The organism is Azospirillum sp. RU38E, assembly GCF_900188385.1.
In the GTDB taxonomy this organism is placed as follows: domain Bacteria; phylum Pseudomonadota; class Alphaproteobacteria; order Azospirillales; family Azospirillaceae; genus Niveispirillum.
This window is the reverse complement of record NZ_FZOI01000001.1, coordinates 427,089-439,682: the sequence shown is the minus strand read 5'-3', so window position 1 is coordinate 439,682 and position 12,594 is coordinate 427,089. Positions and strand designations below refer to the sequence as shown.

General features: G+C 58.7%; 12 protein-coding genes. 6 read left to right on the top strand and 6 right to left on the bottom strand.

The features are described from left to right. Position 1: 1 nt before the first annotated feature. The 5 genes from CHB97_RS01895 to oppB all read right to left on the bottom strand — a co-directional run bounded on the left by CHB97_RS01895 (position 2) and on the right by oppB (position 5,149). Entirely contained in the window at positions 2-1,030 is a 1,029-nt protein-coding gene (locus CHB97_RS01895) for an ABC transporter ATP-binding protein (RefSeq protein ID WP_089286233.1), read from the bottom strand. Between the two features lie 12 nt (positions 1,031-1,042). Continuing rightward, the gene (locus tag CHB97_RS01890) at positions 1,043-1,957 is read right to left on the bottom strand and encodes an ABC transporter permease subunit (protein ID WP_089286232.1); all 915 of its coding nucleotides are present in this window, start codon (positions 1,955-1,957) and stop codon (positions 1,043-1,045) included. Between the two features lie 26 nt (positions 1,958-1,983). Beyond that, positions 1,984-2,244, bottom strand: a complete 261-nt coding sequence (locus CHB97_RS01885) for a DUF2442 domain-containing protein (RefSeq protein ID WP_089286231.1) — start codon at positions 2,242-2,244, stop codon at positions 1,984-1,986. Between the two features lie 87 nt (positions 2,245-2,331). Then, positions 2,332-4,173, bottom strand: a complete 1,842-nt coding sequence (locus CHB97_RS01880; RefSeq protein ID WP_089286230.1) for a M2 family metallopeptidase — start codon at positions 4,171-4,173, stop codon at positions 2,332-2,334. Positions 4,174-4,225: 52 nt separating this feature from the next. Further along, complete coding sequence (gene oppB / locus CHB97_RS01875) at positions 4,226-5,149, bottom strand: oligopeptide ABC transporter permease OppB (protein ID WP_089286229.1); 924 nt, start codon at positions 5,147-5,149, stop codon at positions 4,226-4,228. A 561-nt stretch (positions 5,150-5,710) separates the two neighbouring features. Between oppB and acnA the strand changes: the two genes are divergently transcribed. The 6 genes from acnA to CHB97_RS25720 all read left to right on the top strand — a co-directional run bounded on the left by acnA (position 5,711) and on the right by CHB97_RS25720 (position 11,336). Further along, a complete protein-coding gene (gene acnA / locus CHB97_RS01870) occupies positions 5,711-8,416 on the top strand; it encodes an aconitate hydratase AcnA (RefSeq protein ID WP_089286228.1) in 2,706 nt (901 codons plus the stop codon). A 208-nt stretch (positions 8,417-8,624) separates the two neighbouring features. Then, on the top strand, positions 8,625-9,002 hold the full coding sequence (locus CHB97_RS01865) for a DUF1842 domain-containing protein (RefSeq protein ID WP_089286227.1): 378 nt from the start codon (positions 8,625-8,627) through the stop codon (positions 9,000-9,002). A gap of 133 nt (positions 9,003-9,135) precedes the next feature. Further along, positions 9,136-9,648 (top strand): hypothetical protein, encoded by a 513-nt coding sequence (locus CHB97_RS01860; protein WP_089286226.1) that lies wholly within the window; start codon positions 9,136-9,138, stop codon positions 9,646-9,648. Between the two features lie 172 nt (positions 9,649-9,820). Then, positions 9,821-10,180, top strand: a complete 360-nt coding sequence (locus tag CHB97_RS01855) for a hypothetical protein (RefSeq protein ID WP_143270665.1) — start codon at positions 9,821-9,823, stop codon at positions 10,178-10,180. A 38-nt stretch (positions 10,181-10,218) separates the two neighbouring features. Next, complete coding sequence (locus tag CHB97_RS25725; RefSeq protein ID WP_143270664.1) at positions 10,219-10,740, top strand: hypothetical protein; 522 nt, start codon at positions 10,219-10,221, stop codon at positions 10,738-10,740. Between the two features lie 74 nt (positions 10,741-10,814). After that, entirely contained in the window at positions 10,815-11,336 is a 522-nt protein-coding gene (locus CHB97_RS25720; RefSeq protein ID WP_143270663.1) for a hypothetical protein, read from the top strand. A gap of 62 nt (positions 11,337-11,398) precedes the next feature. Here CHB97_RS25720 and CHB97_RS01850 read toward each other — a convergent pair whose 3' ends face one another. Beyond that, positions 11,399-12,514 (bottom strand): peptidoglycan-binding domain-containing protein, encoded by a 1,116-nt coding sequence (locus CHB97_RS01850; protein WP_089286224.1) that lies wholly within the window; start codon positions 12,512-12,514, stop codon positions 11,399-11,401. Between the last annotated feature and the right edge of the window lie 80 nt (positions 12,515-12,594).

Below are 12,594 nucleotides of genomic sequence, written 5' to 3'. Positions count from 1 at the left end.
ATCAGGCGCTCCGGGCTTCAGTGGCAACCTTCAGCGAAGGGGCCTTGGGGTCGCTGACGGGGTTGGCGAGGCTCAGCAGATGGCAGGCCTTGGCATGGCCCGGCGTCACATCGCGCAGCAGCGGCAATTCATCCACGCAGCGTTCATGCACATAGTCACAGCGTTCCTGGAACGGGCAGGCCTTGGGCAGCCGTTGCAGATTGGGCGGCTGGCCGGGAATGGCATAGAGCTTTTCCCGCCGCCCCTCCGTCAGGCGCGGCATGGAGGCCAGCAGGCCCGCCGTGTAAGGATGGGCGGGCTGATAGAAAATTTCCTGCACGCTGCCGGTTTCCATGAACCGGCCGCCATACATCACCTGCACCTTGTCACACAGGCCGGCCACCGTGCCCAGATCATGGGTAATCAGCACGATGGCGGCCTTGGTGACGCGCTTCAGATCGGCCATCAGGTCCAGAATCTGGGCCTGCACCGTCACGTCCAGCGCCGTTGTCGGCTCATCCGCGATCAGCAGTTCCGGTTCGCACAGCAGCGCCATGGCGATCATGATGCGCTGGCGCATCCCGCCGGACAGTTCATGCGGGTACTGCGCCAGCCGGCGCGCCGCCTCCGGGATGCGGACCAGGTTCAGCATCTCCAGCGCCCGCTTCACGGCGGCCGCCTCGCCCATGCCCTTGTGCTGCACCAGCACTTCGGTCATCTGCTTGCCGATGCGCAGATGCGGGGTCAGGCCGGTCATGCTGTCCTGGAAGATCATGGCGATCTTGTCGCCCCGAATCTTGTTGAGATCCTTCACCGGCATCCCGACCAGCTCGGTCCCGCGATATTTGGCGGAACCGAGCGTGCGGCCATTCTTGGCCAGCAGCCCCATGACGGACATGAAAAGCTGGCTCTTGCCCGAGCCGCTTTCACCGACAATGCCGACGCATTCCCCCTCATTCACATCGAAGGAGACGCCATTGACGGCGGAGACCTCGCCATCGGGCGTGGCGAAACGGACCTTCAGGTCGCGGACTTCCAATACTGCGGTCATATCCGGCGCCCCTTAGCGATCCTTCGGGTCCAGCGCATCGCGCAGACCGTCACCGATGAAATTGAAGCAGAACAGCGTCACCGCCAGGAAGACGGCCGGGAAGATCAGCATATGCGGGGCATTTTCCATCTGTGCCGCCCCTTCGGAGATCAGCACACCCCAACTGGTCATCGGCTCCTGCACGCCCAAGCCCAGGAAGGACAGGAAGCTTTCCACCAGGATCACCACCGGCACCATCAAGGTCACGAACACGATCACCGGCCCGATGACATTGGGGATGATGTGGCGGCGGATGATGTTGGGGGTGGACACGCCCGATGCCCGCGCCGCCTCGATGAATTCCTTGCGCTTCACCGACATGGTCTGGCCGCGCACGATACGCGCCATGGTCAGCCATTCCACGCAGCCAATGGCAATGAACACCAGCACAATGTGACGCCCGAACACCACCACCAGGATGATGATGAAGAACATCAGCGGCATGGAATAAAGCACGTCGACGATGCGCATCATGACCGTATCGATACGCCCGCCGAAATAGCCGGCGATGGAGCCATAGGCCACCCCGATCACCAGCGCCACCATGGTGGTGACGATGCCCACCATCAAGGAGACGCGGGCACCATAGAGCGTGCGGATGAACAGGTCGCGCCCATTGGCATCTGTACCGAACCAATGGCTGTTTTCCAGCATCGGTCCGACCCCGATATAATCCCAATAGACCTCGTCATAGGCGTGCGGGCTCAGCACGTCGGCGAAGATCGCCATCAGCGCGATGATGCCCAGCACGATCATGCTGGCCACCGCCATCTTGTTGGCGAACAGGCGGCGCCGGGCGTCCTGCCAAAGCGAGCGGCCCTGCACCTCCTCGGCGGCTTTCTCGATCAGCGCCGCCCGTTTGGTACCGCCGGTGATGTCTTGAACCATCGTCGTCTGCTCTTTCCCTACGCGCTCTATTCCGCGGCCTGGACCTGCGAACGCTGCCAAAGCTGCGTGCAGGGGATTTCCATCAGATCGGACCAATGCAGGTCATACCCATATTCCCCGATCGTCACCTGATCGAACCGCGCCGGGTTTTCCCGGATCGGGGCAAAAATCTCGTACCGGTCGATGATGTCGGCGATATCGACCACCGATATCTGGCCGACATCCCACTCCAGCCGAAGCTTGAAACCCGGCAGGGTGGTAACGGATTTGATCCGTGGTGTACGCATCCCATCACCTCCTTGTCGGGTTCAGGGCCTGGAACATGGCCAGGATAACATCCTGGTTGGTTTTGGCCCACGCTCCTTCTCAAACCCTTACTGCCAGCCGCAGCTCTTGCCTTCGTTCTGCTTGTCCAGCCATTCCTTCAGCGGGGCGAAATAGGCCAGCATGGCGCCGGCATCCATCTGCTCGCTGCCGGTGAAGGCCTTCAGCGCTTCCGGCCAGGGCTTGGAAGCGCCCATTTCCATCATCGCATTGAAGCGCTTGCCCACTTCCGCGTTGCCGGCGATGGAGCAGCGATGCAGCGGCCCCGTATAGCCCGCCTGCTGGCAGGCCGCCTGATGGAACTGGAACTGCAGGATGCGGGCCAGGAAATAACGCACATAGGGCACGCTGGTGGCGACATGGTTCTTGGCACCGGGGTCGAAATCGGCTTCGGTCCGTTCCACCGGGGCGGCCACACCTTGATATTTGGTGCGCAGATCCCACCAGGCCTTGTTGTAATCCTCCGGCTTGATCTTGCCGTTGAACACATCCCACCGCCATTTGTCGATCAACAGGCCAAAGGGCAGGAAGGCCACCTTGTCGAGTGCCTGTTGCAGCAGCAGGCCGGTATCCCCCTCGGTGGAGGGTTCCTTGTCCAGCAGGCCCAGCTTCACCAGATAGCCTGGCGTCACCGACAACGCGATGAAATCGCCGATGGCTTCGTGGAAGCCGTCATTGGCGCCATTGCGGAACAGGGTCGACTGCGCCTTGTAGGCGCGCTGATAGATATTGTGGCCCATCTCGTGATGGATGGTCTGGAAATCGTCACCATTGACCCGCATACACATCTTGATGCGGATATCATCCTTGTCGTCGATATCCCAGGCGCTGGCATGGCAGACGACTTCCCGATCCTTCGGACGCGTCAGCATCGACCGTTCCCAGAAGGTCTGCGGCATCGGCTCAAAGCCCAGGCCAGTGAAGAAGCCCTCGGCGGACTTCGTCATCTTGATCGGGTCGTAATTGGCCTTGGTCAGCAGGGCCGTGACGTCGACATTGCGGGCCGTCTGCTTGGGCGCCACCAGATCATAGACATTGCCCCATTCCTGCGCCCACATATTGCCCAGCAGATGGGCCGGAATCGGCTTGTCCTGCGGCACCACGTCGGTGCCGTACTTCTCACCCAGCTTGGTGCGGGTATAGCAGTGCAGGCTGGTATAAAGCGGCTTCACCTGCTCCCACAGCCGGTCGGCCTCCGCCTCGAACTGGTCGGCGGTCATGTCATAGCCGGAACGCCACAGCGTGCCGGCGTCCGCCACTCCCAATTCCTTGGCGCCGATATTGGCGATCTCCGCCTCGCGCTGATAGATCGGGCGCATCGGCTGGGCCACCTTGTGCCAGCCGGTCCAGAGCCGCTTCAGCTCCTTTTCATCGCGTGAGGTGCGGAAGATATCGTCGATCTCGTCCAGCGTCAGGCAGTCGCTGCCATCCTCACGGCAGACCTTGCCGGTGGCGTAAAGCTCACCCAGCTTGGCGTCCAGCTCCGACAATTCCTTGTTCAAGGCCGGGTCGGCAGGGGACGGCAGCGCCGTTTCATTGCGCAGCAGGGCCAGCTTGCGCGCCACATCCGGGGCCAGTTCCAGCCCGACAAACTGCTTGCTCTCCGCCGTCAGGCGGGCGACCAGCGCGCTATATTCCGCCCCCGTGGCCGACGACAGGGCCAGCGTATCCGGGGTGATATAGGTGTTCATCACCCAGGACTGGCGGTTCAGCTTCTCCCGCGCCGCCCCCAGTTCAGCCTCTGCCCGCTCCACAAACGCTGCCGCATCCGCTGCCGTCGCCTTGGCCGGGGCTGCCGGCGCCTCGGCCTTCTTTTCAGCCGGCTGGCAGGCCGTCAGCAGGAACAGGGTGCCGATGGCAGCACCGGTACGGAGCAGGTGGGAAAGCCGCATGGGGGTATCCTTCGGGCGGAACGTACTATTAAGTAAGGATAGAAGCGCCGGATCAGTCGTAGCGGACACGCGGGTCCATCAGGCCATAAACCAGATCAACCAGCAGATTCATCAGCACGATCAGGCTGCCATAGGTAATGACGGTACCCATCACCAGGGTGTAGTCGCGGTTGATCGCCCCCTGCACGAAATAGCGGCCGATACCCGGCAGGCCAAAAATCTGCTCGATCACCACCGATCCCGTCACCAGACCGGCAATGGCCGGCCCCAGATAGGAGACGACGGGCAGCATGGCCGCGCGCAGCGTGTGGCGGGTGATGATCAGATGTTCCGGCAGCCCCTTGGCATGGGCCGTGCGCACGAAGTTGGAGCGCAGCACCTCAATCATGCCGCCACGGGTCAGGCGGCTGACAATGGCGATCTGCGGCAGGGCCAGCGCGATCACCGGCAGCACCAGATTGCGGAACGACCCATCGCCCAGCCCCGCCACCGGCAGCCAGCCCAGATAGATGCCGAAAATCAGCGTCAGCAGCGGCGCCATGACGAAATTGGGAATGGTGATGCCCACCATGGCGATGCCCATGATGGAATAGTCTGTCTTGGTGTTCTGGCGCATGGCGGCCAGAATACCCAGCGTACAGCCGATCAGCACCGCCAGCGTCACCGCCGACAGGCCCAGCCGGGCCGATACCGGCAGACCGGTCAAGATCAGCTCGGAGACGGTGAAATCCTTATAGGTGAAGGACGGGCCGAAATCGCCCTGCAGCGCCTTGCCCAGATATATGGTGAATTGCTGCCAGACCGGCTTATCCAGATTATAGGCGGCCTTCAGGTTCGCCTCGATCTCCGGCGGCAGCACACGCTCGCTGTCGAACGGGCCGCCGGGGGCGGAATGCATCAGAAAGAAGGACAGGGCGACGATCACCAGCAATGTGGGGATCGCTTCCAGCAGGCGCCGGACAGCGTAAGACAACATCGATAGAAACCCTCCATCGCGCCTTCGACCAGCATGGTAGCTGCCATGCATCGGATGCATTTCGCGCGGACGGGAGTGACGTTTCTGTGAAAACAGTCCCCCTGTCAACCGCGTCCCGGCAAAAGAGACATAATTTCAAAAAACCCACCCAAAGCACACCATTTCCCCCAGGAAATGGGCGCTTTAGGACATTTTCAGAGGAAGACACACGATCGCACGTAAAGGGGCGATAGAATGCGCAGAACAGCCAATTCCAACCAGGGGGCCGCTGGAGTCTTTGCCTGGCCCCCTGCCCGCCCCGCCCATGTCCGGTGACAGGCCCCGTCAATACCCCTCTCCTGGCCCACCTAGTTAAGATCGTTTCGCAACAAGCCCCTACCTTGATCGAATATGAGTGAAAAGGGGGTCTGATCCCCCCTAGAGGGGTTTGCCCCGCACCGCGAAAAGCGCTAAACCACGCTCCGAAAAGCCACCCTGGCAGGCCTTGGCCCCGGACGCTGGAGCCGGGGCAAGAAGTCATGTCGCCTGCCGCTTTCGACCCCGATGGAGGAGTCACCCCCGATGTCCACGATCACCGGCCAGGACAGCCTGAAAGTCCGCCGCACCCTGACTGCCGGCGGCAAGTCTGTTGATTATTTCAGCATTCCCGAAGCCGAGAAGGCCGGCCTGGGCGACGTGTCGCGCCTGCCCTTCTCCATGAAGGTGCTGCTGGAGAACCTGCTGCGCTTCGAAGACGGGCGCACGGTGAGCGTGGACGACGTCAAGGCCGTCGCCCAGTGGCTGGTCGACAAGCGGTCCGACCGCGAGATCGCCTATCGCCCGGCCCGCGTGCTGATGCAGGATTTCACCGGCGTGCCCGCCGTCTGCGATCTGGCCGCGATGCGCGAAGCCATGGTGGCGCTGGGTGGTGATCCGACCAAGATCAACCCGCTGACCCCGGTGGATCTGGTCATCGACCATTCCGTGATGGTTGACGCCTTCGGCACGCCGCAGGCGTTTGATGAGAATGTGGACCTGGAATTCCAGCGCAATGGTGAGCGTTACGAGTTCCTGCGCTGGGGCCAGAAGGCCTTCAATAATTTCCGCGTTGTGCCGCCGGGCACCGGCATCTGCCATCAGGTGAACCTGGAATACTTGGCCCAGACCGTCTGGACCGATACGGACCAGACCGGCGCCACCGTGGCCTATCCGGACACGCTGGTCGGTACCGACAGCCACACCACCATGGTCAACGGCATGGCCGTGCTGGGCTGGGGCGTGGGCGGCATCGAGGCGGAAGCCGCCATGCTGGGCCAGCCCATCTCCATGCTGATCCCGGAAGTGGTCGGCTTCAAGCTGACCGGCAAGCTGCGTGAGGGTGCGACCGCCACCGATCTGGTGCTGACCGTCACCCAGATGCTGCGCAAGAAGAAGGTGGTGGGCAAGTTCGTCGAGTTCTATGGCCCCGGCCTGGACGCGCTGACCCTGGCCGACCGTGCGACGATTGCCAACATGGCCCCGGAATATGGCGCCACCTGCGGCATTTTCCCGATCGACGCCGAGACCATCCGCTTCCTGCACTTCACCGGCCGCGACGCCGACCGCGTGGCTTTGGTGGAGGCCTATGCCAAGGCCCAGGGCATGTGGCGCGATGCGTCCTCGCCCGATCCGGTCTTCACCGACACGCTGGAACTGGACCTGGGTTCGGTGGAGCCGTCGCTGGCCGGCCCGAAGCGTCCGCAGGACCGCGTGCTGCTGTCCAACGTGACCAAGGAATTCGGTGACTTCCTGGCCACCGACGTTGCCGGCCGCCCGATCAGCCAGCCGACCGATGTGGCCGGCGCTGATTACAAGCTGGATCACGGCCATGTCGTGATCGCCGCCATCACCAGCTGCACCAACACCTCCAACCCGTCGGTGCTGTTCGCCGCCGGTCTGGTGGCGAAGAAGGCGGTGGAACTGGGCCTGACCGCCAAGCCGTGGGTGAAGACCTCGCTCGCACCGGGCTCCCAGGTTGTGACCGACTATCTGAACGCCGCTGGCCTGTCCCCGTACCTGGACAAGCTGGGCTTCAATCTGGTCGGCTATGGCTGCACCACCTGCATCGGCAATTCCGGTCCGCTGCCGGACCCGATTGCCGCCGCCGTGGACGCTGGCAAGCTGACCGTTGCGTCGGTGCTGTCCGGCAACCGCAATTTCGAAGGCCGCGTTTCCCCGCAGGTCCGCGCCAACTATCTGGCCTCCCCGCCGCTGGTGGTGGCCTATGCCCTGGCCGGCACCCTGCACCTGGACATCTCCAAGGATCCGATCGGCACCGGCAAGGACGGCCAGCCCGTCTTCCTGAAGGACATCTGGCCGTCGAACAAGGAGATCGAGGACACGATCGCCCAGTTCCTGACGCGCGAAATGTTCGTCAGCCGCTATGCCAACGTGTTCCTGGGGCCGGAGCAGTGGCAGAAGATCAAGACCGTCGAAGGCATGACCTATAAGTGGGACGAGAAGTCGACCTACGCCAAGCGTCCGCCGCTGTTCGACGGCATCACCATGACGCCGGGCTCCGTGTCCGACGTGAAGGGTGCCCGCGCGCTGGCCATCCTGGGTGACAGCATCACCACCGACCATATATCCCCGGCTGGTAACATCAAGAAGACCAGCCCGGCCGGTGAATATCTGCTGGAACACAATGTCACCGTCGCCGACTTCAACAGCTACGGCGCACGCCGTGGCAACCATGAAGTCATGATGCGTGGCACCTTCGCCAATATCCGCATCAAGAACGAGATGCTGGACGGCGTCGAAGGCGGCCTGACCAAGTATGTGCCGACCGGCGAAGTGATGCCGATCTATAATGCGTCGATGAAGTACCAGGCCGAGGGCACGCCGCTGGTGGTCTTCGCCGGTCAGGAATACGGCACCGGCTCCTCGCGTGACTGGGCCGCCAAGGGCACCCGTCTGCTGGGCGTCTCCGCCGTCATCGCCGAAAGCTTCGAGCGTATCCACCGCTCCAATCTGGTTGGCATGGGTATCCTGCCGCTCCAGTACCCCGCCGGTGTCAGCCGCAAGACGCTGAAGCTGGACGGGTCGGAGACCTTCGACATCGAAGGCGTGGAAGCCGGCTTGAAGCCCCGCATGGACCTGAAGCTGACCATCACCCGCGCCGACGGGTCGAAGGAAGTGGTCAACCTGCTCTGCCGTATCGATACGCTGGACGAGGTGGATTACTTCAAGAATGGCGGCATTCTGCAGTACGTGCTGCGCAACCTGGCGGTTCCTGCCGCTGCGGAGTAAGTTTGATCAGAGACCGCCGGGGCAACCCGGCGGTGTTTGGGATGGAAGAGCCCGGCGGAGCGATCCGCCGGGTTTTTTTGTGTATCACGCCTTGATATTGCGGGTTTGAGTTGAGAGATTTTCTCACAATTTATCTCAATTTATAAGGTGATTATGATCAAGTAAAAGCAATTAATGGGGGCACAACAACCCAAGATGGAGCTTTCAAATGACCAAAAGCGTTTATGATTTAACGATTACGACTGGCTTTGACGGCGCCCCGACCATTCGGGGAACCTTCACCTTGGATGGGAACAGCGCCAGTGGCATCGCGCGTTTGACCCAGGCCGTTAATCCGCCGATCAACACGCCAGCAATGTTCCCTGAGGGCCACGGTGTTTTGGTTGCGAACACGCTGACTTTGTTTCTGAGCGGCGTATCTTTGTCAGCCAGCTTTCCCATTCCATTTGTATCAGCACTGGGAATATTGGCAACAATCGACGGGACGGCCGTTTCCGGCAAGGCAAGCTTTACTTACTACGCCAACGGCGCCAGTCATCGCTTAACTGATGTACCGGTCACCGGTAACGTATTGACCCTCGGCTAAGGCGGCGCTCGCCTAGCCCTTTAAAGCCCGGCGGAGCGATCCGCCGGGCTTTTGGTGCATCAAAATAATCCATTGCAACTGATAAATCATGCCTGCAAGATGCTTCACCATATGGGGGAAGTAGGGATCGTTCATGCGGCTTCTGTTGTTCTTCGGGCTTGGGCTTCTGGCTGCTGCCGGCCTGTCACCCCGCGCCACCGCCACGGAATCGCCGGTGCCCGGCTGCGGGCTGGCCAACAGCTATTTCTGTGGTGTCTGGCGGCCATCTGGAAAAGGTTCGGAAGCCGGAGGGCGCGTGACCATCGAAAATGGTGTCTGGACCTGGGAAAATAAGGACAGGGCAGAATGCCTGCTGCTGGACGAAGGGGAACGCGCCGGCCGGCCCTACGCGGCTTTCCGCTGCAATTACCGCTATGATGGTGACGGCGTGGTGGAACAGGAATTCGTCCTGCTTTATCCGCTGCCGGCAAGCCCTGCCGGCTCCGCGATTGCCACCCCGATGACCGGACTGAACATATCAATCGCCGATAAATTAGATTGCCTGCTTTCTGGGTGGGCTGAATTAATCAAGAATAATAGCATTAGAATTTCAACACAGCCAGAATCTAAATTCTGCGGCATTACGACAATGATATACTTCAGATAGGGTATTAAACGTGAAAATATTAATTTCAATCATATTTATCCATCTGCTTATTTTTGCCCTCGCAAGCACACCCGCGCCTGCTGAGGCGCCTCCTCCGACGTGCGGGTTGGCCACCAGCTTTTTCTGTGGTGTCTGGGCCCCTGCTGGCAAGCGGGAGGAAGCCGGGGGGAGGGTGACCATCAATGCCACCGCCTGGACCTGGGAGAATGGGGACAGAGCCGATTGCCAGTTGCTCGACCAGGGTATCCGGGACGCGCGGCATTATGCCACTTTCCGCTGCACCATTCTCTGGGAAGCGGATGGGCAAAAAGAACAACAGTTCGTCATCCTCTATTCAGAATCCCCCTTCCGACCCGGGGAGATGCCCGCCCGCTACGCGGAACGCGGTGGAATGTATATGTCAGCAACGGAGAAACTGGACTGCCTCATGAGTGGATGGGAAGAACTCGTTCAAAGCAAGAATTTAGAAGAAATTAAATTCCCCCCCTCATCAAGGTGTGGAGAAATTTTTTCCTATTTTTATTTAAGATAAAAACAGTGCACCAATAAATGATAAAATACGGAGATGAAATGAAAGCCTTTCCCGTCCTATTATTATCTTGGTTAGTACTTTCCATCCCTCAAGGATTCGCCAGCGCCGATGACCGTCCCCCTGCCGGCTGCGGACTGACGGAGAGCTTTTTCTGCGGCGTCTGGCAGCCGATAGGTAAAGGGGAAGAAGCTGCAGGACGTGTCACCATCAATGCCACAAGTTGGACCTGGGAGAATGGGGACAAAGCCAATTGCCAATTGCTCGATCAAGGGAACCAAGGGGATCGGCATTATGCGACCTTTCGCTGTACAATCATTTGGAAATATAATGGGAAAGAAGAAGAGCAATTTATGCGATTATATAAAAAAATACTTTTCACACCAGAGGAAGGCATATCACATCATTCCAATAACAACAGTTTTCACATGTCAAAATCAAAAAGCCTGACATGCCTTCTGGATGGGTGGAATGAGATGCTTGAAGATAGAAAGGCAGTATTTATTAAAATGAAACCAAGTTCAAACTGTGGCCGTGTCACAACTTATTCATATGCAAAATAATACCAATTCACAATTCAAATCATCACCCTCCAGATCGGTGCCTACCTCTGATATCCGCGATAGGTTGAGACAAAATGAAGCCCCTGTTCGCCATAGCCCTTTCGCTCTTCGTCCTCTCTGCCCTGTCTGGGCCTGCCCGTGCCGCCAACCATTCCCCCAAAGACTGCGGACTAGCCGAGCGTTCCTTCTGCGGCGTCTGGCTCCCCGTCGGTAAGTCGGGGGAAGCTGGCGGACGTGTTACCATCAGTGCGACGGGTTGGACCTGGGAGAATGGGGACAAAGCCGATTGCCAATTGCTCGATCAAGGGGACCAAGGGGACCGGCGCTATGCGACTTTCCATTGCACGATCCGTTGGCATCCCCATGGAGAAGAGGAGCAGCAGTTTTTTCAGCTATACTCGGAACGCCTACACAAAAAAGATGCTCTTGGATTTATAAAAACTCATATCGGTCGCATTTACATGTCAAGTACCGAGAAATTAGAATGCCTTCAGGATGGGTGGAATGAATTGATAAAAGACGAGAAAAGATATTACATTATAGAAAATCCGAAATCAAAATGTGGATATATAGATACAGAGTTCCACGACAGGTGATTTTTGGGAGAATTTTTCCATAAGGGCCATTGATGATAATTTCACAATGGCCCTTCACTTTATTAAGATTTTGTCTTTTTTTCTTCTTCCAATAATTTTGCCTTTTCGAAATAGGTGCGCACAGCTTTATTGCGTTCGTCGGGAATCGCGTTTCTGTTGCTTTGCTGCGCGGCAGCTCCCCAGTCTCTGATCGCAATTGCCGCAAATAGATTTTTCCATTTTTCAGCGTTGAACTTGGTCGTACCAATATTATAGATCATATCCATCAATACGATTTTTGCCGGGGTAGGGAAACAGGAGAATCCAGAGAATTTTTTCCTGAGATCTTTTTCAAATTGCTGAACACTATCTTTGAGCATTTTCTTATAATCTGCACTCGACAATCTTAATTTGGTAATTTTTTTATATTTCTTCGCGAGGTAGTTGATCTTTTTCTCACCATTTTTTTCAGCTTCTGCCCGTGCGTCATCAATAAATTTTCTTAACTTCTCATACCCATCCGTTACCTCTGTGAGAGTGGCAAAACGCCCATCTTCAGTTTCCATCCGCCATGGCAGGGATTTGAACTGGTCCCATTGATTAACGTTCGCGCCAACGCCCACAGTGATAAACCCGAGAGAGTCACCATACGGATACTCATATGCATCTTCATGTCGCACCAACATTTCCACCGCCTCGTCCAGCCATGGCTCCTGGAAACAATGCGGCTCATCATCCTTGGCGGTTTTCCCGGCGGCACCCGCAGCAGCAGCCCCATCCCGTGACGCCGCATCATCCACCAGTTCCGCCCAGCAGCGGCAATGTTCCTCTTCCCCCGGCTCGGGCCAGGCTTTCCAGCGGAACAGCTTGCCTTCCCGCGCCGCGTGGCTGGGGCGGACGCGATCATCCCGTACCGTCCGCCAGATATAGCGATCATTGCCGGATGTCCGGGCCAGATATTCCTGCAGGGTCTGGACCGTTTCATCATCCGGTTTGACCTGCCCGGTCGGGGTCAGCTCGGTCAGGCGCTGGAACGCCTCAATTGCCTCAAACAGGCGGGTTTCGGCAAAGCGGGTCATGCCGATCAGATCGTCGGGCAGATAATGGCCCAGACGGTTCAGCACCCGCTTCAGGTTCAGAATGTCATTGGGATCGGCATCAACATTGCGGGCGACGGCCCGCTTCAGTTCCAGTTCCATCGGCTTTCTCCAGAAACAAAAAAGCCCGCCCCACGGACGTGGGGCGGGCAGCTTCAAAGGAACATTATCCTATATTTGGA

Excerpts from the sequence above, each read along its gene's own strand:
- CHB97_RS01895 (WP_089286233.1), bottom strand. The coding sequence starts at position 1,030 with ATGACCGCAGTATTGGAAGTCCGCGACCTGAAGGTCCGTTTCGCCACG.
- CHB97_RS01890 (WP_089286232.1), bottom strand. The coding sequence starts at position 1,957 with ATGGTTCAAGACATCACCGGCGGTACCAAACGGGCGGCGCTGATCGAG.
- CHB97_RS01885 (WP_089286231.1), bottom strand. The coding sequence starts at position 2,244 with ATGCGTACACCACGGATCAAATCCGTTACCACCCTGCCGGGTTTCAAG.
- CHB97_RS01880 (WP_089286230.1), bottom strand. The coding sequence starts at position 4,173 with ATGCGGCTTTCCCACCTGCTCCGTACCGGTGCTGCCATCGGCACCCTG.
- oppB (WP_089286229.1), bottom strand. The coding sequence starts at position 5,149 with ATGTTGTCTTACGCTGTCCGGCGCCTGCTGGAAGCGATCCCCACATTG.
- acnA (WP_089286228.1), top strand. The coding sequence starts at position 5,711 with ATGTCCACGATCACCGGCCAGGACAGCCTGAAAGTCCGCCGCACCCTG.
- CHB97_RS01865 (WP_089286227.1), top strand. The coding sequence starts at position 8,625 with ATGACCAAAAGCGTTTATGATTTAACGATTACGACTGGCTTTGACGGC.
- CHB97_RS01860 (WP_089286226.1), top strand. The coding sequence starts at position 9,136 with ATGCGGCTTCTGTTGTTCTTCGGGCTTGGGCTTCTGGCTGCTGCCGGC.
- CHB97_RS25725 (WP_143270664.1), top strand. The coding sequence starts at position 10,219 with ATGAAAGCCTTTCCCGTCCTATTATTATCTTGGTTAGTACTTTCCATC.
- CHB97_RS25720 (WP_143270663.1), top strand. The coding sequence starts at position 10,815 with ATGAAGCCCCTGTTCGCCATAGCCCTTTCGCTCTTCGTCCTCTCTGCC.
- CHB97_RS01850 (WP_089286224.1), bottom strand. The coding sequence starts at position 12,514 with ATGGAACTGGAACTGAAGCGGGCCGTCGCCCGCAATGTTGATGCCGAT.